The organism is Marinobacter sp. F3R08 (genome assembly GCF_018860425.1).
Lineage (GTDB): Bacteria > Pseudomonadota > Gammaproteobacteria > Pseudomonadales > Oleiphilaceae > Marinobacter.
The window spans coordinates 111325-134584 of sequence record NZ_JAHKPI010000016.1; the positions used below are offsets into that span (position 1 = coordinate 111325).

A 23260-nucleotide genomic window follows, 5' to 3' on the forward strand; every position below is an offset into this window, starting at 1 on the left:
TCCCCTGCCCCGGCGGCTGGCGCCGGGGCAGGGGATCTCTCTGTTGTTACCCTTCCAGGTAAAAAACGAGAAAAAAGAATCACCTGCCCTGCGGCCTGCCCCAAAACCCGAAGCCTGCGAATGAATCCCACGCCAATCCATGGCAGAATCCCGCGTCTCTGAGTTAACCGAAACAACGAACAGGAGCCAAACAATGGCCATCAAACACCTCCGCACTGCCTTCGCCAGCCAGTACCAGCCGGGCCAGCCTGCCCGCCTCGTGACCGGTGAGGCCCTGCAGGAGCCCGGTGGCGATTACGAAGGCCTCCATAAACAGATGAAGCGTCTGTTTAACAGCAAGCCTGGCAAGAAATACGGCCGGTTCTCCGAGGACCTGGGCGAGTGCCCGTTCAGTGCCTGGCTCAAGGATTACCTGGAAGACAAGCAGACCTTCGGCGCCATGACCGACCGACTGTTCGGCCAATGGCAGGAACTGTTGACCGGAAGTCAGGAAGAATTCGACGGCCATCTGATGATCGCGCACGAGGCCCTCGCGGATGCAGAGGTGGTCTATCTGTACATCGTGGAAACCGACAGCGCCATGCGCTTTGATGGCAAACAGGCACTGGACGCCACAGACGTTCTAAGCATCTCCCGGCTCAACCTGGCGGTTCGCATAGAGCTTGATGACTGGCGTGGCAACGGCTCGTCAGAAAACTACCTTACGCTGGTGCACGGCCGTGGCACCGGTGAGCCCGGAGAACTGTTCATTCGTCTGTGCGGCTTTACCAACCAGGTCGATGTAGAAAAAGAAACCATCACTTTCCTGGATGCCGTGGAAGCCTTCGCCAAGTCTTCTGAGCCAGAGAAGGCCGGCGAGGTTCGCCACAAGGCGTACGAGTTCTGCAAGGAGCAGCATGCCCTTGGTGAACCGGTTGAAATCGAGGCACTGTCTGGCTATCTGGACGAAAGCGAGCCGCAACGGTTCAAGGAATTTGCCTCAAAGGCCGCCGAGCTGCCTGAAAGCGGGGTACTGCACCCGGATCACCGCAAGGTGAAGAAACTGGTGCGTATTGCAGGTTCCGGCGGCGGTATGAGCGTGTCGTTTTCATCTGACCTGGTGAATCAGGCGGTTTACTACGACCGAGATAAAGACGCCCTGACGATTACCCGTCTTCCCAAGGCTTTGCGGGAGCAGCTTCAGCGCTATCTGGAAGCTCGGGAGGAGTAATGGCTTTATCGTCCCACCTGGGGCGATTGGCCCGCAGTTTACGGACCTCCTGCATCCAGCCGACGCCGTCAATTAACTCCCCGGTTTCCGGGTCGATCGGCGGGTACGGCAGGTTGCGGTCGTCACAGTAGCGTTTGATCGTTGGCTGGCACCAGCGGAACAGCAGGCGGTTGTATTCGTCATCCGGCAACCGGCGCTGGTCGAACATGCCCGCCAACGCCCTCTGCCTTTGAGCTTCGGTGAGGATAATCGCGCAGGCGGACGATACGTTGAGCGATTCCACCATCCCCATCATCGGAATCACAATGTGCTCATCGGCCCGGGCGGCAGCATCAGCACTTACACCATCCACTTCGTTACCCATAATGATCGTACACGGCACCGTGTAGTCTGCCTCCCGGAAGTCGATAGCACGGCCGGAAAGCTGCGCAGCGTAGAGTTTATGGCCCTGCCCTTTCAGGCTCTCGATCGCCTCGTCCATGCTCCGGTGGGTGTGGGTGGTTACCCAGTTGTAACTGCCGCCGGCGGTTTTACGAAAAGCCCGGAATCCTTCCTTCGGCCAGACCACGTGCATGTTCGCCAACCCGAAGGCGTCACAGGACCGAATGATAGCGGACAGGTTCCGCGGCTTGTGCACCTGGTCGGTGAGGACACTCAGATCAGGTTGCCTGGTATTGAGAGTTTGCTTGATTCTGGCAAGGCGTTCGGGGGTCATGGCGCGTTTGAAAATGGTCTTTGGCTGCAGAAGGACGGAAATAATATCACAACCCAACTAGCAACAACCCGAGACAGAGGTGGTTGAAGAATGAGCACCCCGTTATAATACGCAGTTCCTTTTTTCTGGCGCCCCGTTTCGACCATCCAGTTCCCGGCGCGACACCCAACAGATTACGTGAGACTCATGGCCAAAAAGCTGTACATCAAAACCCACGGCTGTCAGATGAACGAGTATGACTCTGCCCGCATGGCGGATCTGCTCAAAACTGGCGAAACCGTCGAAATGACCGACTCGCCCGACAATGCCGACATCCTGTTGCTCAACACCTGCTCCATTCGGGAAAAAGCCCAGGAGAAGGTTTTCCATCAGCTCGGCCGCTGGAAAAAACTCAAAACCAAAAAGCCCGACATGATTATTGGTGTTGGTGGCTGCGTGGCCTCCCAGGAAGGGCAGGCCATTCTCGACCGCGCGCCCTACGTGGACATGGTGTTCGGCCCGCAAACCCTGCATCGACTGCCGGACATGATTACTGAAGTCCGCGCCAAAGGTAATGGCGTGGGCGTGGTGGACGTCAGCTTTCCGGAAATCGAGAAGTTCGACAATCTGCCCGAACCCGGCGCGGACGGTCCCTCCGCGTTTGTCTCTATCATGGAAGGCTGCAGTAAATACTGCACGTTCTGTGTGGTGCCCTACACCCGTGGTGAAGAAGTCAGCCGCCCCGCAGATGACGTAATTGCAGAAGTCGCCCACCTGGCCAGCCAGGGCGTTCGCGAAGTAAACCTGCTGGGCCAGAACGTGAATGCCTACCGCGGCGAAACCCACGATGGCGACACCATGGACCTGGCAGAACTGATCGAACTGATCGCCACGATCGATGGCATCGACCGGATCCGCTACACCACCTCGCACCCTGTCGAATTCTCGGATGCTCTGATTGACGTCTATGAGCGCGTGCCGGAACTGGTAAGTCATCTGCACCTGCCGGTCCAGAGCGGCTCTGACCGAATCCTCGCTGCCATGAAACGTGGCCACACAGCACTGGAGTACAAGTCCAAACTCCGCCGCCTGCGCAAGATTCGTCCGGACATCAGCTTCTCGTCCGATTTCATCATCGGCTTCCCTGGTGAAACCGAGAAAGACTTCGAAGACACCATGAAGCTGATCAACGATATCGGCTTCGACATGTCCTTCAGCTTCGTATACAGCGCCCGTCCGGGCACGCCGGCATCAGACCTGCCGGATGACACGCCGATGGACGTGAAGAAACAGCGCCTGAGCATCCTACAGGATCGCCTTAATCAGAACGTGATGGACATCAGCCGCAAAATGGTCGGTTCTGTACAGCGGATTCTGGTCACTGGCCTGTCCAAGAAAGACCCTGGGGAATATGCCGGACGTACGGAGAACAATCGTATTGTGAATTTCCGGCATGAAAATCCGGAGGTTGTCGGGCGGTTTATCGATGTCGACATTGTCGAGGCTTACCCCAATTCACTTCGCGGTGTGCCTGTCAGCCCGGAGTTGTACTAGGCCCGCACCCGTGACACCAGAATCAGATACACGTTCTCTCCAACAAACGGAGCACTTTTGAACACCAACGATCACAGACAATTTGACCTTCACCCGGTGGACCAGCGTCGGCTGACAACACTGTGTGGCCAGTTTGATGAAAACCTGAAGATGATTGAAAAACGCCTGCACGTGAAAATCGGCAGGCGCGGCCATCATTTCCGGGTAGAAGGGGAAACCGAGCATGTGGCAGCAGCCGTTGAGGTGCTCCGGCATCTGTATCGGGAAACCGAGGCTACAGACGACATTCCGCCCGATACCGTGCATCTGTTTATCCGGGAAACCGGTTTTGAGCGCCTGCCGGAAGACGTACCCTACGACGGCTCTGTGACAGTGATCAAGACGCCGAAGCTGCAGGCCAAACCCCGGGGCGCAAACCAGCAGAAGTATGTGCACAACATCCGCACCCACGATATCAACTTCGGGATCGGCCCGGCAGGCACCGGCAAGACCTGGTTGGCCGTGGCCTGCGCAGTGGAAGCTCTGAAAGATGAGCAGGTGAAGCGCATCCTCCTGGTCCGGCCTGCAGTAGAGGCAGGCGAGAAACTCGGTTTCCTGCCCGGAGATCTGGCCCAGAAAGTGGACCCCTACCTGCGTCCGCTTTACGACGCGCTCTATGAAATGCTTGGTTTCGAACAGGTCACCAGGTTGATCGAGAAAAGCGTGATAGAGATCGCTCCGCTGGCGTTCATGCGGGGCCGAACGCTGAACAATTCGTTCATCATTCTGGACGAGAGTCAGAATACCACCCGGGAGCAAATGAAGATGTTCCTGACCCGTATCGGCTTCGGCTCTACGGCTGTTATCACCGGGGACACCACCCAGGTAGATCTGCCACGCGGCCAGAACTCCGGATTGATTCACGCCGCCGGCGTGTTAAGCAAAGTGGCCGGCATCGGGTTTACCCGCTTTGAAGCAAAGGACGTTGTGCGACACCCCCTGGTGCAGCGGATTGTGGAAGCCTACGATGCTTTCGGAGAAGGGAGTACCACCGGAAAGTGAGCGAGCTGACCGTGGATTTCCAGCAGGTTTTCGAAGCACCCGGGATACCTCCGGAGGCACATTTCCAGACATGGGCTGAGCTCGCCTGGCAAGGCGAGAGCCCATCAGAGGTAACGATCCGTATCGTTGACAACGACGAAAGCCGGTCCTTAAACCATCAGTATCGGGGCCGGGACTACGCGACCAACGTGTTATCCTTCCCATTTGAAGCGCCAGCCGGTATAACGGTGCCATTGGCCGGAGATCTGGTAATTTGCGCACCGGTTGTCGAAAAAGAAGCACGGGAGCAACAAAAAACCATTGAGGCTCATTGGGCCCATATGGTCATACACGGTATGTTGCACCTTCAGGGCTTCGACCACATTGACGACAACGATGCCGAGGTCATGGAAGCCCTCGAAGTGCGGCTGTTGGCGCAGCTTGGTTTTGGCAATCCCTACGAAGCAGAGGAAACGGAAAAAGACTCATGAGCGACGATCAGTCGAGTCGCAGTCAGGGCGGAAAGTCCTGGCTGGAACGTATATCACAGGCTTTCTCCACTGGGCCTGAGTCTGTCGAGGATGTCCTGGAAATCCTGCGGGATGCAGAGTCCCAGAGCATCATTGATGTTGATGCCATGAGCCTTATTGAAGGCGCCATGCAGGTGATTGACATGCGGGTGGATGAGATCATGATTCCCCGCTCTCAGATGGTCACGGTCAAGGCATCCCAGGAACCGAAAGATTTCCTCAATGAAATTATCGCCTCCGCCCACAGCCGCTTTCCGGTCATCGGTGACAGCCAGGACGACGTGATTGGCGTCCTCTTGGCCAAAGACCTGCTCCCCCTTGCCCTGAACAACGACCTGAACTGGAACCGTATTCGGGAAATCCTGCGTCCGCCTACCTTCGTACCCGAGAGCAAGCGCCTCAATCAGCTGCTCAAGGAATTCAAGGAAAACCGCAACCACATGGCCATTGTTGTGGATGAGTACGGTGGCACTGCCGGGCTGATCACAATTGAAGACGTGCTTGAGCAGATTGTTGGTGAAATCGAAGACGAACACGATTTTGATGAAGAAACCCACATCAAGGCCCGCGGTGATGGCAGCTATGCCGTAAAAGCGGTAACGCCGATTGATGATTTCAATGAATTCTTCGAGACCGAAATGGACGAGGAAGAATTCGACACCATTGGAGGCGTGGTTCTCAAGGAATTCGGACACCTGCCCAGACGGGGCGAATCGGTTGAATTCGGTGGCTTGCGCTTTACCATTGCCAACGCCGATAACCGTGTAATCCGTCTGCTGCAGGTAACCCGTAGTGAACCGTGACGTCACTAACGCCCGAGCGCTGAAGACGCCTTTTTCCTCAAATACCTGGCTGGGCGCGTTAACCCTTCTGGCTGCAGGCGCCCTTCAAACCCTGACCTTTTCGCCGTTCAACCTGTGGTGGCTGGGTCCTGTTTCGGTCCTGATGATCCTCCTGGTCACGGTACCTCTGGCACCGGAAAAACTGTTCCGGGCCGGATGGCTCACTGGCCTGGGGCTATTTGGCAGCGGCGCCAGCTGGGTTTACATCAGCATCAGCGAATACGGCAATACCGCTATTCCCATCGCCGTTCTCCTGACTGTCCTTTTCGTGGCGGGGCTGGCTCTCTTTCATGGTCTGGCATTCTGGTTCTGGGGCAAACTTGCCAGGGAGAATCCGGTCCGGCGCCTGATCCTGTTCCCTGCCATCTGGATTCTGGGCGACTGGCTCAGAGGCTGGCTGCTCACTGGCTTTCCCTGGTTGTATCTCGGTACAGCGCACACCGATGGCCCTCTGGCCGGGCTGGCACCTCTGACAGGCGTGCACGGCATCACCTTCTGGATCGCTGCCACTGGCGCCGCACTTTACGGTAGCTGGTGGTTGATAAAGCATCTCAAACCGGTGGCCGCCGGCGTGACTCTCGTTGTCACCCTGATTCCCTGGTTGGTTGCCCCGGCCATGAACCGTATCGACTGGACCAGTCTGAGCGAGAACGCCACATCCTTCGCGGCCATGCAGGGCAATATTCCCCAGCAAATCAAATGGGACCCGGAATTCCTGAAAGACCAGATTGTCACCTACCTGGGAATGACGGAAGACCATTGGGATACCGACCTGATTCTGTGGCCGGAAACCGCCATTCCAATTCCCCAGGACCAGGCCGGCAGGATCATCGAGCACATCAGCGAAGAACTCGGAGATAACAGCACCCTGATCACCGGGATACCCTGGTACGGTTTCAGTGACCGCATTGAAGATTTCACGTTTCACAACAGCATCATGGCCATTGGCAACGGCGAGGGCATCTATCACAAGCAGAAGCTGGTGCCGTTTGGCGAATACGTGCCACTGCAGAGTGTGCTGAGGGGATTGATCGGCTTCTTCGACCTTCCTATGAGCGATTTCAGCCGCGGACCGGCATGGCAGGGACCGCTCAGGGCCAACGGCATCAACGTTATGCCCTTTATCTGTTATGAAGTGGCCTACCCCGATTTTGTCGCATTCAACGCCCGGGGTTCCGGCTTGTTACTGACCATAAGCAATGATGGCTGGTTCGGCGACTCGATCGGCCCGCTTCAGCACTTACAGATAGCCCGGATGCGGGCCCTGGAAACCGGTCGGTATATGCTCCGGGGCACCAACAACGGTGTGACCGCGATTATCAATCACCGGGGCCAGCTCACCGAAACGATTCCACAATTCGAGCGTGCGACCCTGACCGGAGAGGTGTATACCGCCACAGGGAGCACACCCTATATGCAGACTGGCTCCTGGCCGGTCCTGACCCTGGCAATCATTCTGGTGGTGTTTGTCCGGGAGAGAGTTATTCCTCCTGTTTCGGCCAGCGGCTCGTAACCCGCTCATAGTAGTGGGAGCTGCAGGCTTCGCAGGGTTCCAGATGGCTCGTTGCTGTCAGACAGCGCATGTGCCCGCAGTTCAGGCACTGAAACATCCCGGCAGTGGCCACCTCGCCGGAGATATACTGTCCCACGGCCTTGTTTTCCAGTTTCTGTTTGAGCTCCAGGAAATCGACCACTGTCTTGTCAGCAACCGAGAACAGGCTGTCTGCCAGTTGGTGTTCGAGCAGGGAAATGTCGAGCTGCAACCATTCACTCAGGCCTTCGCCTGTCTCTTCGACAAAATGCAGCAGATGCTCAAGATCCCGCTGCAGATAGGCGCCAAGAAGGTTAGCTTCGTCCCGGGTCATTTCTTCCAGCTCGTACTCGAACTCGACCGCCTTCTGAACCTCTTCCTCAAGATTCTGAAGCGATGTTTCTTCCAGGTCATGGAGACGCATTTTTACCCGCCCCAACATACGGTCATACACTTCCAGGGCCTTTCCTGAGAGATGTCTTCGCTCTGGTTTGGTCATAGTGACTCCTCAAGTATGTCATCTGGGAACAGGGGCGCCTCGGTAACTCTCTTTCCGGGGCTTTCGCCAACACCGGTTCTGCGCCAAAACCTGCAGAAAAATATTCTACGGCGTGTCCCGGAGAGCCTGTGCCCGCCAGGGCCTTTCCCATAATGACAAGTCTGGCACAAGTACAGGAAATTGGCAGACTACCTGTAACGGCGAGTGTGCGTTAGAATATGCGGCCCGCTCGAGACGTGAATTAGATACAGGCTTTTATTTCCCACACAAGGTAATTTCGGTAATGGCAGGAATGGACGAGCAATACAATCCCCGTGACGTAGAGCAGAGTGCCCGTATTTTCTGGGAAGAAAACAAAACCTTCACGGTTCAGGAAGAGCCGGGCAAACCCAAGTACTACTGCCTGTCCATGTTCCCCTACCCCAGTGGCAAACTGCACATGGGGCATGTCCGCAACTACACCATCGGCGACGTCATCTCCCGATACCAGCGCATGCAGGGCAAGAACGTGATGCAGCCTATGGGCTGGGACGCCTTCGGATTGCCCGCTGAAAACGCTGCCATTGCCAACAAAACGGCTCCGGCGAAGTGGACCCACGCCAATATCGAATACATGAAGAACCAGCTCAAGCAATTGGGTTTCGGGTACGACTGGGAACGGGAGCTGGCTACCTGCAAGCCAGATTACTATCGCTGGGAACAATGGTTCTTTGCCCGTCTCTATGAGAAAGGCCTGGTTTACAAGAAAATGTCCACGGTGAACTGGGATCCCGTAGACCAGACCGTTTTGGCCAATGAGCAGGTTGTCGACGGTCGTGGCTGGCGTTCCGGAGCCTTGGTGGAGCAGAAGAAAATTCCCCAGTGGTTTATTCGCATTACCGATTACGCGGAAGAACTGCTGAGCGATCTGAATGAACTGGAAGACTGGCCTGAACAGGTCAAGACCATGCAGCGCAACTGGATCGGCAAGTCCGTAGGCACCGAACTGACCTTCCCGCTAAAAGACAGGGACGGCGGTCTGACGGTTTACACAACCCGTCCGGACACCCTGATGGGCGTGAGTTACATGGCGGTGGCTGCAGAGCACCCGCTGGCCAGGGAAGCGGCCGAGCGCCATCGCGATGTTGCCGCATTTGTTGAGGAGTGCCGCAACAGCAAGACCGCCGAAGCGGAGCTGGCCACGATGGAAAAGCGCGGCATCGACACCGGTTTTAAAGCCGTTCACCCACTGACTCAGGAAGAGATTCCGGTCTGGGTCGCCAACTTTGTTCTGACCGATTATGGAACTGGAGCACTTATGGCCGTTCCCGGTCATGACGAACGGGACCATGAATTTGCCCGGAAATACAAACTGCCAATCAAGCAGGTGATCGCTGCGCTTGATGGCCGTGAGATTGATGTGCAGGAACAGGCGTTTACCGAGAAGGGCACGCTGGTATCGTCCGGCAAATACAGCGGCCTGACCAGCGATGAAGCCTTCGAAGAAATTGCCAAGCATCTTGAAGACCACGGCATTGGCAAACGCACTGTAAACTATCGTCTGCGCGACTGGGGTGTCTCTCGGCAACGGTATTGGGGTGCACCAATTCCGATGATGACCCTGGAAGACGGCACCGAGATGCCAGTGCCCGACGAACAGCTCCCGGTGCGCTTGCCGGAAGATGTTGAGATGGACGGAGTCCAGTCTCCGATCAAGGCGGATCCTGAATGGTGCAAGACTGAATACAACGGTCAGCCGGCCACACTGGAAACCGACACCTTTGATACCTTCATGGAATCTTCCTGGTACTACGCCCGGTTCTGCAGCCCCAACTACGACAAAGGCATGCTGGACCCGTCTGCCGCAAACTACTGGCTACCGGTGGATCAGTATATCGGAGGTGTCGAACACGCCATCCTGCATCTGCTTTACGCCCGCTTCTTCCACAAGCTGCTTCGGGATGTCGGCCTGGTCACCAGTTCTGAGCCATTCAAACGTCTGTTAACCCAGGGCATGGTACTGGCCGAAACCTATTATCGTAACGAAGGGAACGGCGGCAAGACCTGGTTCAATCCGGCAGATGTCACGGTTGAGCGCGACAGCAAGGGCCAGGTGGTTCAGGCAGTACTGAGCACAGATGGTGAGCCTGTGGAGATCGGCGGCGTCACCAAAATGTCCAAGTCCAAGAACAATGGCATTGATCCCCAGGCCATTATTGATCAGCACGGCGCCGATACCGTCCGGTTGTTCATGATGTTTGCCGCCCCTCCGGAGCAGTCCCTGGAATGGTCCGATAGCGGGGTTGAAGGTGCACACCGGTTCCTCAAACGTCTCTGGCGCCTTGTGAACGAGCAGGCTGCTGCAGGTAGTGCTCCGGCTGTCGATGCCGCAAGCCTTAACGATGGCCAGAAAAGTCTGCGGCGCAAGACCCACGAAACTATTGCCAAGGTCAGTGACGATATCAGTCGCCGCCTTACCTTCAACACCGCTATTGCTGCCGTAATGGAGCTGCTCAATGATGTCGGCAAGCTCCAGGGGGACGAGCCCCAGACCCGCGCCGTCCGCCAGGAAGCACTGGACACCGCCGTACTTGTGCTGTCGCCCATCGTCCCCCACATCTGTCACACTCTCTGGCAGGCACTGGGTCACAATGAGCCGGTCGTTGATGCCTCCTGGCCAACCGCGGATCAAACGGCGATGGTCCGTAGCGAAATTCAGGTCGTGCTTCAGGTAAATGGCAAGGTGCGCGCAAAGGAAGAGGTGCCTGCCGACATCAGCAAGGCCGATCTGGAAAAGCTGGCTCTGGAGAACGAGAACGTCATACGCTTCATTGAAGGCGCTACAGTGCGCAAAGTCATTGTAGTTCCGGGCAAACTGGTGAACGTGGTGGCCAACTGAGATGCTCTGGAATTCGGCTCTGAAATCCGCTCCCTACCGCTTGTCCGTCGCTGTTATAGCGGCGCTTGTTGCAGGGTGCGGGTTCCAGTTGCGGGGAGCCCCACCAGTCTCTTCGGCTCTTCAGCCCCTTGCGGTGGAGTGTTCCTCACATATCCCCGATACGCTTTGCCAGTCCATTCGAGAGCAACTCACGCTTGGCGACGTCAGCCTCGTACCGGTTGAGAATGCCGACTTCATTCTGCGCCTGAGCAATTTCAAACAGGACCGGCGGGCAAGTGCGATTGCGGCAGATGCGAGTGCTGCGGAATACACACTGCGCCACTCCGTTGATCTTGAGGTTATAAGCGCAGATCGAATACCCATGGTAGCTGACACCCGGCTGACAACCACCGAAAGTTACCAGTACGATGAAACCAACGTGCTCGCAAAGCAAAGGGAAGAGGACGCGCTTGTCCAGCAACTGAACGATCGCCTCGCGCAACAGATCATCTTCCGGCTCGCGCCATTAACGCCGCAGAAGATTGAGGCTATTCGTTCGGACTATCGCCAGAATCAGAAAGCCACCGGCTCAGCCTCTGGCAATCATGAAAACTAACCCTGGACAGTTATCCCAGCTATTGAAAAAAGGGCTGTCTCCGGTCTACCTCATTTCCGGGGATGAACCTTTGCTGGTCCAGGAGTGTTGTGACCAGGTTCGCAAGGCGGCGAAAGACGCCGGCTTTCATGAACGACTGACCTTTCACGCCGATCACCAGCTGGACTGGAACGCCGTTGCCGATGAGTTCAGCGCCATGTCTTTGTTCGCCGAGCGACGGCGTATTGAGATTCACCTGCCAACCGGCAAGCTCGGTGACGGTCGACCGGTAATCGAGCGGGTCCTGCAGGAACCACCCGAAGACATCATCCTGCTATTGATCAGCGCCCGTCTCGATGCTGCGGAAACCCGCCGGAAATGGTACAAGGAACTCCAGAGCAAAGGCGTACACGTGCCCGTGTGGCCCGTAGACGCGGACAAATTTCAAGGCTGGCTTCAGCAACGGGCCAGCAATCGAGGACTGAACCTGACCCGAGGCGCCCTGGCCATAATGAGTGAGCGCCTTGAGGGCAATCTACTGGCCGCCAGTCAGGAGCTTGACCGGCTGTCGCTGCTGGCCAACGGTGAGACTATCGATGAAGAAACTGTCGAACAGGCCGTCCAGGACAGCTCTCGCTTCAATGGCTTTGAACTGGTAACCGAACTGATCAGCGGCCGGGCACCCCACGCTGGCAAGATGATAACCGTGCTGCAACAGGAAGGAGAAAACCCTCTCGGCCTGTTGTCGGTTCTCACCCGCGACCTGAATCTGCTGCTTGAGCTGAAATCTTCGGCCGGGCAGTCTGAAAATCCAGCGGCCTTCCTGAAAAAACGCGGCGTATTCCAACCTCAACGAGCTCGTGCGCTGGAACAGGCCGCACGCCGACTGAATCGCGCACAACTGCACGAGGCAGTCGCCCTGTGCAGTCAAATCGACCGGGCCACCAAAGGCTTCGACTCCCTGACTCCATGGCATTATCTGAGAGACATGTCTGCCCTGCTCGGTGGTCGTTCCTGATCTGGATCAAACTCTTTCTTCCTTGCCAGCTTCTGAAACGCCAACCCCTTGACAGTTTTTTACAATCGGGCGCATGGTAACAAGTACACCATTAATCCAAGGAGGTGCTTGATATGAGTCTTCAAGACGAGTTCAAAAAGCTGTCGGAAAAGGTGAAGCAATACCGGGATGAGGCTCGTGTTCAGATGCATCTTGCCCGTGAAGACGTAAAGGATGAGTGGGACGATCTTGAGCAAGACTGGGATCGGTTTAAAACCAAAATTGATCAGGTTCTTCACAATGCAGACAACGCCTCTCAGGAGGCGCGTCAGACCGCGCAGAAATTGGGTGAAGATCTGAAAGACGGTTACCAGAACATTCGCAGCAAACTGAAGTAGAACTGTTAACCCGTTAACACTGCGTCACATGTGCCACGCCAGAGGTCCCATGAATTTGGGCCTCTGTGCCACACCTCACAGTATCGATGACCAAAGCGTCATATTTTTGACCAAGCCGATCACTTCCTGACCAATGGGCCGAACTGCCAAGACGCTTGATCATACTGAGAGGTACAAACGGCGCATGAAAAAACTCTTACAGATACCCACGGCACTCACTCTGTTGCTGACGACTACTCTCGTGATAGGCCAGAATACCCGCTTCAGTGATCCGGAGACTGTGGTTTCCGATCATTTCTGGGCCAACCTTTACGCCAGTGGTGGCAACTCTTTCTTCTGCAATACGGCCTTTACCAGCAAAGGCCTGGTGTTGACAGACGGCTACGTGTATCCGCTGGCAGATGTTCGTAGCGCGCTCGACTGTGGTACATCACGCCAATGTGAAAAAAACAATCGCTATCGTCAGATCGCCTCCGACATGCATAACATGATACCGGTGCGTAGCCGGACCGAAATGGGCCGTCGTAATGCCCGTTACGAAAACCTTGGCTCATCGGCCAGTGAAGATGAGTGTGGCATTCGCCAGAGCGCCCAGTTCTTTGATCCGCCCGTTCGGGTCAAAGGTGATGTTGCCCGGACCGTTGCCTATATGGTTAACACCTATGATTTACCCTGGCTGGGGTCCTCAACGGTTTTCAAGGGATGGAACCGACTGGACCCGCCCGGTGACGGCGAGCTGTCCCGTCACCAACGTATTGCTGAAATCCAGGGAAACGAAAACCCGTTTGTCATTAATCCGGAACGAATGGAGAGACTCTGAGCTCTCTGATTGGTCGCGCTGCCAATCCGGAACAACAAAAAAACAGGCCCGCAGGCCTGTTTTTCGGGACACCCTACTGCCAGAGTTAGAACTCCTCAGCAGTCAGGGCCATCATTGAGTCACTACCACTACGAATGCCTTCGGCCAGAGAGACTGTCTTGGGCAACAGGCGGTCAAAGTAGAACCGGGCCGTCTTCAGCTTACCGCTGTAGAAACCGGACGTATCCGCCTCGGCCTGAGGCGCGGCCGCTTTGACCATCTTCGCCCACATGAAGCCCAGGGCCGTCAGTCCGAACAGATCAAGATAGTCCACAGACGCAGCACCAATGGCATTCGGATTATCGCTTGCCTGCTTTATCACATGCTCAGTCACATCATCAAGACGCTCAACAGCAGCAGCCAGAGGCTCGAGGAACGGGCGCAGATGCTCGTCATCGCTGTTCTGCTCAAGGAAGCTCGCCACATCCTGGGCAAACAGCTCGTAGAGCTTGCCCTGGCTACCGACAACCTTACGCCCCATCAGGTCCAGCGCCTGAATGCCGTTGGTACCTTCATAGATCTGGGTAATGCGGCAGTCACGAACCAGTTGCTCCTGCCCCCACTCACGAATGAAGCCGTGACCGCCAAACACCTGCTGTCCCATGATGCAGGTTTCAAGGCCGCGATCGGTCAGGAACGCCTTGGCCACAGGCGTCAGCAACGCCACCATACCCTCTGCGTGCTTGCGCCGCTCATCGTCGTCAGAGTACTTGGAGATATCCAGCCATTGAGCCACATAGGTTGAGAAGGCACGACCACCTTCAACATAGCCCTTCATGGTGAGCAGCATACGACGCACATCCGGATGCACAAGGATCGGGTCGGCCGCTTTTTCAGGCTGCTGGGCACCGGTTGGCGCGCGGCTCTGGATGCGGTCAAGAGCATACTCACGAGCGCTTTGCAGTGAAGCCTCGGCAGCACCGATACCCTGGATGCCCACGCCCAGACGTTCGTAGTTCATCATGGTGAACATCGCGGCCAGCCCCTTGTTCTCCTCGCCGACCAGCCAGCCTTTGGCACTATCGAAGTTCATAACGCAGGTGGCCGACCCCTTGATGCCCATTTTTTTCTCGAGAGAGCCACAGCTGAAGCTGTTACGTTCGCCCAGTGAGCCATCGTCATTCACCATGAACTTCGGCACCAGGAACAGGGAAATACCTTTCGGCCCTTTGGGAGCGTCCGGCAGTTTGGCCAGCACCAGATGGATGATATTTTCCGCCAGGTCGTGTTCGCCCCAGGTAATAAAGATCTTGGTGCCTGTGACATTGAAAGAGCCGTCGTCATTCGGTTCTGCTTTGGTACGAATAATACCCAGATCCGTGCCGGCATGAGGTTCGGTCAAATCCATGGCCCCGGACCATACGCCGGAGTACATGTTGGGGAGATACTTTTCTTTCAGTTCCTGACTACCGTGGGCATCCAGCGCCAGACAGGCACCGGCGGTCAGCATGGGGGCCAGACCAAACGCCATGTTGGCGCCCTGCATCATTTCCTCAAACTGCGCCACCAGCGTCTTGGGCATACCCATTCCGCCAAAGTCCGGGTTGCCACCAAGGCCGTTCCAGCCGCCCTCAACGATGGTCTGGTAGGCTTCCTTGAAGCCGTCGGGAGAAGTCACCTCACCGTCGTGCCATTTGCAGCCCTGCTCATCACCCTCACGATTAAGCGGAGCGAGTACACCACTGCTGATCTTGCCGGCTTCTTCAAGAATGGCGTCGGCGGTTTCCGGATCCACATTCTCGGCTACCTTGGGTAGCGACGCCCACAGGGCAGAAGCATCGAAAACTTCATTCAGAACGAAGCGCATGTCACGTAGGGGTGCCTGATAGTCAGCCATCTAAAACTCTCCAAAAATTCTGTCAGTCTGTTCAGGTGGCAATAGGGCCGCTGTTCCGGCCAGTCACACCTGCTCGAGCTATGTGTCCGCTGAAGATTATTTTTATCGGCGGGTATTCTACCTTAAAAGTGTGCCGTAACTCATGAAAAAAGCCCGCCTCCGAAGAGCGCGGGCTTTCTGTCCTTTGGACCTGTCCTTCAGTGCCCGCGCCTTAGAAGGCGAAGGCGTCCTCCGGAATGTCCATCAGGCTGTCGGCGCCAGCCAGCATGCTTTCAGCGTGGCCCTGGGCACGGGGCAACATGCGCTTGAAGTAGAAGCGGGCTGTTTGCACTTTGGTGTTGTAGAACATTTCCTCGCTGGTGCCCTCAACCATCTTGTCCAGAGCAACCTTGGCCATGCGGGCCCAGAGGTAGGCAAAGACCGCGTAGCCAGAGTACATCAGGTAATCCACCGACGCTGCGCCGACTTCTTCCCGGTTCTTCATGGCGGCCATGCCAACCTTGGTGGTCAGTTCACCCCACTCCTTGTTCATCGCAGCCAGCGGCTCAATAAATTCTTTCAACTGTTCGTTTTCCGCATTTTCCTTGCAGAACAGATGAACCTGCTTGGTGAAGCCACGCAGGGATTCGCCCTGGGTCATGAGCACCTTGCGGCCCAGCAGATCCAGCGCCTGAATCCCGGTAGTACCTTCATAGATCATGCCGATACGGGCGTCACGAACGTTCTGCTCCATGCCCCATTCCGAAATGAAACCGTGTCCCCCGAACACCTGCATGCCCAGGTTGGCAGCCTCGTAACCAATTTCTGTCAGGAAGGCCTTGGCGATCGGAGTCAGGAAACCCAGCGCTTCGTCGGCCGCGCGACGCTCTTCTTCGGTCTTTCCGCTATGAACAATATCCGCGTGCTGTGCGGTCAGATAGATCAGTGCACGAGCGCCCTCGGCAACGGTTTTCTGGGTCAGCAGCATGCGCCGAACGTCCGGGTGCACGATGATCGGATCAGCAATGCCGTCCGGGTTCTTCGGTCCACTCAGCGAACGCATCGCAAGACGATCCTTGGCGTAAGCCAGCGAACCCTGGAAGCCAAGCTCTGCAGCACCCAGTCCCTGAATAGCGGTGCCGATACGGGCGGTATTCATGAACGTGAACATGCAGTTAAGGCCCTTATTCTCCGGCCCGATCAGCCAACCCTTGGCGCCGTCGAAGTTCATCACGCAGGTTGCATTGCCGTGAATACCCATTTTGTGCTCGATAGAGCCACAGGAAACGGCGTTGCGCTCGCCCGAGGAACCGTCCTCGTTCGGCAGGTTCTTCGGTACGATGAACAGGGAAATACCCTTGGTACCTTCCGGTGCGCCCGGCAGACGCGCTAGAACGATGTGAACAATGTTCTCCGCCATGTCATGCTCACCGGCAGAGATAAAGATCTTGGTGCCGGTGATGGCGTAGGTGCCGTCAGCATTCGGCTCAGCCTTGGTACGCAGAGTCCCCAGATCAGAACCACAATGTGGCTCAGTCAGACACATGGTTCCGGTCCACTCACCAGTGATCAGCTTGGTCAGGTAGGTCTGCTTCTGCTCTTCAGTACCATGCTCTTCGATGGTATTGGTCGCACCGTGACTGAGGCCCGGGTACATACCAAACGACCAGTTGGAGGTACCAACCATCTCGCTCATGACCAGACCAAGCGAGTGAGGCAGTCCCTGACCACCGTAGTTGGGATCGGCGGTCATGGACGGCCAGCCACCATCAACGTACTGCTGGTACGCTTCTTTGAAGCCAGTTGGTGTTTTCACACCGTCTTCGCTCCAGGTACAGCCTTCCTTGTCACCCACCTGGTTCAGCGGAGACAAAACCTGCTCACAGAACTTGGCACCTTCCGCAACAATGGCATCCACCATATCCGGAGTCGCATCTTCCGCACCTTCCAGGTTGGCGTAGTGCTGCTCGCTGTTCAGCAGCTCGTTCATTACGAATTTGATGTCACGCAGGGGCGCTTTGTATTCAGGCATGGAATCCACCTCGGTTCTCGGTCTCAGCTGAAACAGGTTTAACAGCTTCTGGCCTTGGGTTTGCTCAGACACCGCAACGCGTTGCGCTGCAGCCTTAATTAAACACTTGTTTGAAACATACGTTTACAGGCACAGAATTGTCAATAGCCGGATGCAAAATTTGTGTTGCGGACTGTGGCCGGATCACGCGCCATCAGAGTGCGTATTCTGTTTCAGCGCGAGGTAACTGCAGGATATTTATAGGGAGATCTGAGAGGAATCAGACGGACACCGGCGTGAAGGATGTGGCACGATTTTCGTCACCATCTGGATCGTCTTCGCCCATGGCTGAAACGTCACGGTAGGTATCACTTGCAGCCGATGACGAAGATCCGGATTCAACCGCAAGCTCCGACTGCGCCTGAAGCAGGATCTGCATCGCCTCGGCCGCGACAGCCCGATCCTGTCCTGACGGCTCCGCCGGCGCCATCGCCGCCGCCCGGACGATACGCATCTTCTCGATGGTTGCCTGGGGATCCCCCTGAACGGGCGAAAGATCAATGGATACTTCACCACCTACCGCATACTGCGCGCCGTCCGGGCCTCTCTGGTAGGTGAAAGACACCGCACCTGCGTACTGGCCACCGACGGCCTGGTGCGTAGCTTCATGCGCACGGACTTCACGGTCACGGGCTTTCAGTTCGGTAAGTTGCTCGAGCTCTTGATCAGACAGGCCCTGGAAATTATCGGAGCCCTGGCTGGCAGACCTGGATTCAGAGGTGTCTCGGACAGGCTCAGCTCTCGCTGACGTCCCTTTGGGCTCTCCCCCAGAAGAAGGCGTCCCGGGTTCAGCCGTTGCCGAGTCGGATGTCCCGGCGTTGGGCGCAACATTTGCCTGAGCAGAGGTTCCGGAGAAAGATGGAAGAACGGAAGGGAGAAAGGAAAGCACGAATACGGCACCCTTTCAGTAATCAGACGACGATATCCAGAAGCGTTCCCAGTGTCTCGTCAGCCGCTTTTACCACTTGCGCCGACGCTTCAACACTGCGCTCATACAGCTTGAGGTCAATCATAGGTTCAATGAGCCCGCCAGCACCTTCCGCAGTTCCCTGGGCACCATCGACGCCCCCACGGGCAATCTTCCGGGCGGCACTTTCCATGCCGACCATGCCGTCCTGTATACCCTGAATACCAACCGCTAGGGTGTTATTGATCATAACTACGCTGCCCGAAGACCATAGATTGAGTCAATTAAGCCACACATCTGGTCATTTTTCAAACAGCGCATCAATATTCAGATAACCCGCCAACATCTCGGGACGCGCATCCTCCAGCCAGGGCAGAATACCCAGACAATGCGTCCCCATGTGGTTGATCAGGTAATTCAGGGTTTCCTGCTCACAACTCATAGGCTCGGGCCCTGTGCGGTTAGCAACCCACCCCGCCACGCGCAACCCGTCACCCCTGATCGCTTCGGCAGTCAGCAGAGCATGATTGATGCAACCCAGACGCAGTGAGACCACCAGGATAACCGGCATGGACAGCTGACGAGAAAATTCTGCGTAGGTTTCCCGGTCGTTCAGGGGGACTCGCCAACCTCCGGCACCTTCGACCAGTAACAGATCTGCCGGTCGAAACTGCAATCCACGGCAGAACCCGACAAGGCGATCAGAGGTAATGTGGCGCCCAGCCTGCTCAGCCGCCACGTGAGGAGCAATGGCCGGCTCCAGTGCTACTGGATTAATCAGCTCGTACGCCAGTGGTTCCGTCATTGCGTTCTGCAATATCAGGGCATCTTCGTTGCGCAGTCCGTCGGATGTCCGAGAACACCCCGACGCAATCGGTTTCATTGCCAGGGTATGTTTTCCCATGGCCCTGGCCGCATGAAGGATGGCTGCAGACACCAGGGTTTTACCAACACCTGTGTCCGTGCCGGTGACAAAAAAAGATTGCTTGGCCATTATTGAGTCCTGTCAGGGAGTCCTATTGTTTCTGCCAGTAGATCCAGGCTGCCTCGTAGCTAGCCATGATAGTGCCATCCGGCTCTCTGGGATACTGACTGTCCATCAACCGGACCCGCCCAGGCGCAGTAACGGCCCGTCGCCTGCCAGCGCCCCGAAACCCGGCCCCCAATTGACGAAGCTCACCAGCCAGCGCCATCGGCGATTGATAGCGAAGCCGTATTGTCCGGGTTTCGATAACTGCATCCGGCAATTCGGCATGCACTTTGGTTTGCCATGCAAAGCCGGTCTCAAACCGATTCACATGCTGGTGGTCAGGGTCCGCTGCCTCCCAGGCAGCTTTAAGTTCACGCAGCGTGCCATCGAGGAGTGTAGACATCATGAGACATCCATCTGGACGCAGGATCCGCCGGCATTCCCGAAGTACAGCACAGGGATCATCACACCACTGAATCATCAGGTTGCTGAACACCTGATCATGGCTATTGTCGGACAACGGCAGGTGTTCGGCATCGCCCGCAATCCAGCTGACTCCCTTCGGCCCCTGCCGCCTGGCCTGCTCCAACATCCCCGGTGACAGATCGAGCCCGCTTACCCCCTCACTCTTTGCAGGATCGGCAAACTTGCGGGTAAACCAGCCGGTGCCGCAACCAAGGTCCAGTATTCTGGCATCAAGCGGCTGATCATCCACAAACGGGCATCTCTGGAGCATGGTATCGCCCATGAAGCGCTGCAATCTGGAGGCCCTGTCATAGGTACTGCTGGCGACGCCAAAACTCCGGGCAATATCCGACTTGAGAGTCTGGGAGATGCCGGCCGACCCGCCCGGCAAGCCACTGACTACACGCATAAACCGGCCTTTTGCGAGCCCAGGAAAGCCTGTATAGCGTCCCAGCAGTCCGAAGCAAAGCAGCCACCTGGCCAATGGGCCATGCCAGGAACCACTGCATGATGACTTGAAGCCGGAAGCGCAAGATCAGCCCCCCGAGACCTGACCACAATATCGCACTCACCCATCACATGCAGAGCCGGAGTAGTGAGTGAACGCCATAGTGCTCTCTGGTCAACGGTTTCCAGCCACAACAGGCTCTTGCAGAGGTAGTCGTGAGACACCGGGGTTCCATATTCCAGCCACGCCTTGAGGCTTTGCCGCTCCGCCCCTTCCTTCGCAGCACCGTTAATCATCAACAGCAGGAAATGCAACCAGTAACGCCGAGAATCCCGATGAATACCAAGGGCGAACGCCCGAAATTCGCGCGGCGTCATACCGCTGGACCAGCTGTTATCCGCAATGAATTTTGGAAAGCCACCCAGTGTTATAACGCTGGATACGGCTCCGGTTCCCCGCGCAGCCGCTTCCATCACAACCTGGCTGCCCAAAGACCAGCCCATCCAGACCGACGGCTCAGGATAGAGCGACAACAGCTCGTCCGTCACTTCTGACAGGGAGTGACAACGGGCCAACAAGTCATCATCCAGCGACACAGGCACCACGTCTCCTGGCCAGTATTCAAAGAGCGCCGACAGCATTTCTGCGCGCACGCCCCAGCCTGAGACCACCACCAGACGCGGGCAGACCTTTCCCGAGTTCATATTGCCATGTCCTTACCTGTAACCAGATCACGACACTCGGACAAGGCGCCCAGCAGGCAATCGAGATCTTCCATCGAATGTGCGGCACTGAACGTTACCCGCAAACGCGCCTCGCCCGGGGGAACCGTAGGCGGTCGAATCGCCGAAACCAGCACCCCCCGATCCTCCAGCGCCTGACTCAGTGCCAGTGCGCTGCGATTATCGCCAATCATGATCGGTTGAATCGGCGTCCGTGAAGGCATCAGTGCATACCCCATCGCGGAAGCCTCCCGCCGAAATCGGGAAACCAGGGCCAGTACATGATCACGACGGCCAGCGTCCCGCTCAATAAGGTCGAGACTGGAAATCGTTGCCATTGCCAACGCCGGCGGCATTGCCGTGGTGTAGATATAGGTTCTGGCCTTCTGAACCAGGTACTCCATCAACATCGATGGCCCAGCCACAAACGCACCACTGGTGCCAACCGCCTTGCCCAGGGTACCAATCAGTACCGGCACATCCTCCTCGGACAACCCCGCTTCAGCCACACTGCCCCGCCCCTGAGGACCCAGAACGCCGACCCCATGAGCATCATCCACCACCAGCAAGGCGTCATGGATACGACAGACCCGAGCCAGCTCAACCAACGGCGCGATATCGCCGTCCATGCTGAACACACCATCGGTCACCACCAGCTTGTGCCCGGAGGTTTCCCCAAGCATCGCTTCCAGCGCCGCCACATCCCCGTGGGCATAGCGTCTGACCCGTGCACGACTCAGAATACAACCATCAATAATGGACGCATGGTTAAGCCGATCCGAAAAAATTGTATCGCCTCGCCCGGCGAACGCCGAAATAACCCCCATATTGGCCATATAGCCGGTAGAGAAAAACAGCGCCGCATGACGCCCGGTGAACTGCGCCAGGCGAGTCTCCAATTGATGATGGGCATCGTGGTGACCGCAGATCAGATGGGAGGCGGCGCCCCCGAGGCCGGTAGTCGGCAGTGCATTCCGCAGTGCATCAAGATTGGCGGAATGATTGGCAAGACCGAGATAATCGTTGCTGCAAAACGACAACAGCGGCTTGCCGTCAGCCATCAAAAGAGGCTGTTGAGGGCCAGTTATCTGCCGACGAGTCCGGTAAAGGCCGGCCTGTTTACGCTCTTCGAGCTCAAGGGCAAAGTCCCGCACAACGCTTCCCCGCAGTCCAATGATTCAGGCAGATTCCCGAGTAGCGTCATAGAACATATGGCGAGTCGCCTCGTACTCCACCGCTTCCGCAATCGCCTCCTCTTCCTGTGCCTCAGAAGCACACTGCTCCCGCTGCTCGGGCCGTATTCCCAGGCGCTTGAACAGGAGCATATCGGCATCCGCCTCCGGATTCGCCGTGGTCAGCAGCTTCTCGCCGTAGAAGATGGAATTGGCACCGGCCATGAAACACAGGGCCTGCATCTGCTCATTCATATTCTCCCGGCCCGCCGACAGGCGAACGTGGGAAGCCGGCATCAGGATCCGCGCCACCGCAATAATCCGGACAAATTCGAATGGATCCAGATCCGCCACATCTTCCATGGGCGTGCCTTTCACCTTCACCAGCATATTCACCGGCACACTCTCAGGGTGATGGGGCAGGTTCGCCAACTGGACCAGCAGACCAACCCGGTCATCCTCGTCTTCACCCATTCCCATGATGCCGCCGCAGCAAACCTTCATACCCGCCTTGCGAACATTGTCGAGGGTATCCAGACGGTCCTGGTAGGTACGGGTGGTAATGATATGACTGTAATACTTCTCGGAGGTGTCCAGGTTATGGTTGTAGTAATCCAACCCGGCGTCGGCCAGCTCAACCGCCTGTTCTTCCTTGAGCATGCCAAGGGTCATACAGGTCTCAAGCCCGAGAGACTTCACCTGCTTCACCATGTCCAGCACGTAAGGCATATCCTTCTTCGAAGGGCTGCGCCAGGCAGCCCCCATGCAGAACCTGGATGCACCTTTGTGCTTCGCAGCCCGGGCTTCTGCTACCACCTTTTCAATTTCCAACAGCTTTTCTTTCTCAAGTCCGGTGTTGTAGTGGCCGCTCTGGGGGCAATACTTGCAATCTTCCGGACAGGCGCCGGTCTTGATCGAAAGCAGAGTACTCACCTGAACTTCATTGGGATCGAAGTGCTGCCGATGCACACTCTGGGCACGGAACAGAAGGTCGTTAAAGGGGAGCTCGAAAAGCGCGCGAGCTTCTTGCAGTGTCCAGTCGTGACGGAGTTCTGTAGCGGTCATGTAAAAGTCCTGTTAACCTTTCCCGGTCTCTGGGTTTA

22 protein-coding genes are annotated in these 23260 nt (G+C 56.6%); 11 read left to right on the forward strand and 11 right to left on the reverse strand.

The genetic code is table 11. From position 1 onward, the window contains the following. The first annotated feature begins 193 nt into the window (after window positions 1–193). A complete protein-coding gene (locus KO499_RS12040) occupies window positions 194–1210 on the forward strand; it encodes a nucleoid-associated protein (protein WP_215984006.1) in 1017 nt (338 codons plus the stop codon). Here KO499_RS12040 and trmH read toward each other — a convergent pair. Then, on the reverse strand, window positions 1146–1925 hold the full coding sequence (gene trmH, locus KO499_RS12045) for a tRNA (guanosine(18)-2'-O)-methyltransferase TrmH (RefSeq protein ID WP_228339927.1): 780 nt from the start codon (window positions 1923–1925) through the stop codon (window positions 1146–1148). The genes KO499_RS12040 and trmH overlap by 65 nt on opposite strands. A gap of 186 nt (window positions 1926–2111) precedes the next feature. Here trmH and miaB point away from each other — a divergent pair, with 186 nt between their 5' ends. Genes miaB through lnt form a run of 5 tightly spaced genes read left to right on the forward strand, consistent with a single transcriptional unit; the run spans window position 2112 to window position 7363 of the window. Then, window positions 2112–3458 (forward strand): tRNA (N6-isopentenyl adenosine(37)-C2)-methylthiotransferase MiaB, encoded by a 1347-nt coding sequence (gene miaB, locus KO499_RS12050; RefSeq protein WP_215984007.1) that lies wholly within the window; start codon window positions 2112–2114, stop codon window positions 3456–3458. 57 nt (window positions 3459–3515) lie between these two features. Next, a complete protein-coding gene (locus KO499_RS12055) occupies window positions 3516–4499 on the forward strand; it encodes a PhoH family protein (RefSeq protein ID WP_215984008.1) in 984 nt (327 codons plus the stop codon). Next, window positions 4496–4969, forward strand: coding sequence for an rRNA maturation RNase YbeY (ybeY, locus tag KO499_RS12060; protein WP_215984009.1), 474 nt, complete (start codon window positions 4496–4498; stop codon window positions 4967–4969). Before KO499_RS12055 ends, ybeY begins: the two co-directional genes overlap by 4 nt. Further along, on the forward strand, window positions 4966–5811 hold the full coding sequence (locus KO499_RS12065; RefSeq protein WP_215984010.1) for an HlyC/CorC family transporter: 846 nt from the start codon (window positions 4966–4968) through the stop codon (window positions 5809–5811). Before ybeY ends, KO499_RS12065 begins: the two co-directional genes overlap by 4 nt. After that, window positions 5801–7363, forward strand: coding sequence for an apolipoprotein N-acyltransferase (gene lnt / locus KO499_RS12070; RefSeq protein ID WP_215984011.1), 1563 nt, complete (start codon window positions 5801–5803; stop codon window positions 7361–7363). The genes KO499_RS12065 and lnt overlap by 11 nt, the downstream gene beginning before the upstream one ends. Here the strand turns inward: lnt and KO499_RS12075 are convergent. Next, a complete protein-coding gene (locus tag KO499_RS12075) occupies window positions 7332–7880 on the reverse strand; it encodes a zinc ribbon-containing protein (protein WP_215984012.1) in 549 nt (182 codons plus the stop codon). The genes lnt and KO499_RS12075 overlap by 32 nt on opposite strands. A gap of 292 nt (window positions 7881–8172) precedes the next feature. Here KO499_RS12075 and leuS point away from each other — a divergent pair, with 292 nt between their 5' ends. The 5 genes from leuS to KO499_RS12100 all read left to right on the forward strand — a co-directional run bounded on the left by leuS (window position 8173) and on the right by KO499_RS12100 (window position 13547). Continuing rightward, window positions 8173–10758, forward strand: a complete 2586-nt coding sequence (gene leuS, locus KO499_RS12080) for a leucine--tRNA ligase (RefSeq protein ID WP_215984049.1) — start codon at window positions 8173–8175, stop codon at window positions 10756–10758. Between the two features lies 1 nt (window position 10759). Beyond that, window positions 10760–11353: an LPS assembly lipoprotein LptE gene (gene lptE / locus KO499_RS12085; protein WP_215984013.1), complete on the forward strand. Its 594-nt coding sequence runs from the start codon at window positions 10760–10762 to the stop codon at window positions 11351–11353. Then, on the forward strand, window positions 11343–12350 hold the full coding sequence (gene holA, locus KO499_RS12090) for a DNA polymerase III subunit delta (protein WP_215984014.1): 1008 nt from the start codon (window positions 11343–11345) through the stop codon (window positions 12348–12350). Before lptE ends, holA begins: the two co-directional genes overlap by 11 nt. A gap of 113 nt (window positions 12351–12463) precedes the next feature. After that, window positions 12464–12727 (forward strand): hypothetical protein, encoded by a 264-nt coding sequence (locus KO499_RS12095; RefSeq protein ID WP_215984015.1) that lies wholly within the window; start codon window positions 12464–12466, stop codon window positions 12725–12727. A gap of 184 nt (window positions 12728–12911) precedes the next feature. After that, window positions 12912–13547 (forward strand): endonuclease, encoded by a 636-nt coding sequence (locus KO499_RS12100; protein WP_215984016.1) that lies wholly within the window; start codon window positions 12912–12914, stop codon window positions 13545–13547. Window positions 13548–13632: 85 nt separating this feature from the next. Here the strand turns inward: KO499_RS12100 and KO499_RS12105 are convergent, their stop codons facing one another. The 9 genes from KO499_RS12105 to bioB all read right to left on the reverse strand — a co-directional run bounded on the left by KO499_RS12105 (window position 13633) and on the right by bioB (window position 23222). Further along, window positions 13633–15423 (reverse strand): acyl-CoA dehydrogenase C-terminal domain-containing protein, encoded by a 1791-nt coding sequence (locus KO499_RS12105; RefSeq protein ID WP_215984017.1) that lies wholly within the window; start codon window positions 15421–15423, stop codon window positions 13633–13635. 211 nt (window positions 15424–15634) lie between these two features. Next, complete coding sequence (locus KO499_RS12110; RefSeq protein ID WP_215984018.1) at window positions 15635–17434, reverse strand: acyl-CoA dehydrogenase C-terminal domain-containing protein; 1800 nt, start codon at window positions 17432–17434, stop codon at window positions 15635–15637. 259 nt (window positions 17435–17693) lie between these two features. Beyond that, a complete protein-coding gene (locus tag KO499_RS12115; RefSeq protein WP_215984019.1) occupies window positions 17694–18362 on the reverse strand; it encodes a putative metalloprotease CJM1_0395 family protein in 669 nt (222 codons plus the stop codon). 22 nt (window positions 18363–18384) lie between these two features. Next, a complete protein-coding gene (locus tag KO499_RS12120) occupies window positions 18385–18630 on the reverse strand; it encodes a flagellar biosynthesis protein FlgE (protein ID WP_215984020.1) in 246 nt (81 codons plus the stop codon). A 51-nt stretch (window positions 18631–18681) separates the two neighbouring features. Further along, entirely contained in the window at window positions 18682–19374 is a 693-nt protein-coding gene (gene bioD / locus KO499_RS12125) for a dethiobiotin synthase (protein WP_215984021.1), read from the reverse strand. A gap of 22 nt (window positions 19375–19396) precedes the next feature. Then, window positions 19397–20224 (reverse strand): malonyl-ACP O-methyltransferase BioC, encoded by an 828-nt coding sequence (gene bioC / locus KO499_RS12130; protein WP_215984022.1) that lies wholly within the window; start codon window positions 20222–20224, stop codon window positions 19397–19399. Further along, a complete protein-coding gene (locus KO499_RS12135) occupies window positions 20215–20967 on the reverse strand; it encodes a carboxylesterase (RefSeq protein WP_215984023.1) in 753 nt (250 codons plus the stop codon). The genes bioC and KO499_RS12135 overlap by 10 nt, the downstream gene beginning before the upstream one ends. After that, a complete protein-coding gene (bioF, locus tag KO499_RS12140) occupies window positions 20964–22139 on the reverse strand; it encodes an 8-amino-7-oxononanoate synthase (protein WP_215984024.1) in 1176 nt (391 codons plus the stop codon). The genes KO499_RS12135 and bioF overlap by 4 nt, the downstream gene beginning before the upstream one ends. 24 nt (window positions 22140–22163) lie before the next feature. Continuing rightward, a complete protein-coding gene (gene bioB / locus KO499_RS12145) occupies window positions 22164–23222 on the reverse strand; it encodes a biotin synthase BioB (protein ID WP_215984025.1) in 1059 nt (352 codons plus the stop codon). Window positions 23223–23260: the final 38 nt, after the last annotated feature.

Coding starts and splice junctions, on each gene's coding strand:
- KO499_RS12040 (WP_215984006.1), top strand. CDS start 194: ATGGCCATCAAACACCTCCGCACTGCCTTCGCCAGCCAGTACCAGCCG.
- trmH (WP_228339927.1), bottom strand. CDS start 1,925: ATGACCCCCGAACGCCTTGCCAGAATCAAGCAAACTCTCAATACCAGG.
- miaB (WP_215984007.1), top strand. CDS start 2,112: ATGGCCAAAAAGCTGTACATCAAAACCCACGGCTGTCAGATGAACGAG.
- KO499_RS12065 (WP_215984010.1), top strand. CDS start 4,966: ATGAGCGACGATCAGTCGAGTCGCAGTCAGGGCGGAAAGTCCTGGCTG.
- KO499_RS12075 (WP_215984012.1), bottom strand. CDS start 7,880: ATGACCAAACCAGAGCGAAGACATCTCTCAGGAAAGGCCCTGGAAGTG.
- leuS (WP_215984049.1), top strand. CDS start 8,173: ATGGACGAGCAATACAATCCCCGTGACGTAGAGCAGAGTGCCCGTATT.
- lptE (WP_215984013.1), top strand. CDS start 10,760: ATGCTCTGGAATTCGGCTCTGAAATCCGCTCCCTACCGCTTGTCCGTC.
- holA (WP_215984014.1), top strand. CDS start 11,343: ATGAAAACTAACCCTGGACAGTTATCCCAGCTATTGAAAAAAGGGCTG.
- KO499_RS12095 (WP_215984015.1), top strand. CDS start 12,464: ATGAGTCTTCAAGACGAGTTCAAAAAGCTGTCGGAAAAGGTGAAGCAA.
- KO499_RS12100 (WP_215984016.1), top strand. CDS start 12,912: ATGAAAAAACTCTTACAGATACCCACGGCACTCACTCTGTTGCTGACG.
- KO499_RS12105 (WP_215984017.1), bottom strand. CDS start 15,423: ATGGCTGACTATCAGGCACCCCTACGTGACATGCGCTTCGTTCTGAAT.
- KO499_RS12110 (WP_215984018.1), bottom strand. CDS start 17,434: ATGCCTGAATACAAAGCGCCCCTGCGTGACATCAAATTCGTAATGAAC.
- KO499_RS12120 (WP_215984020.1), bottom strand. CDS start 18,630: ATGATCAATAACACCCTAGCGGTTGGTATTCAGGGTATACAGGACGGC.
- bioD (WP_215984021.1), bottom strand. CDS start 19,374: ATGGCCAAGCAATCTTTTTTTGTCACCGGCACGGACACAGGTGTTGGT.
- bioC (WP_215984022.1), bottom strand. CDS start 20,224: ATGCGTGTAGTCAGTGGCTTGCCGGGCGGGTCGGCCGGCATCTCCCAG.
- KO499_RS12135 (WP_215984023.1), bottom strand. CDS start 20,967: ATGAACTCGGGAAAGGTCTGCCCGCGTCTGGTGGTGGTCTCAGGCTGG.
- bioB (WP_215984025.1), bottom strand. CDS start 23,222: ATGACCGCTACAGAACTCCGTCACGACTGGACACTGCAAGAAGCTCGC.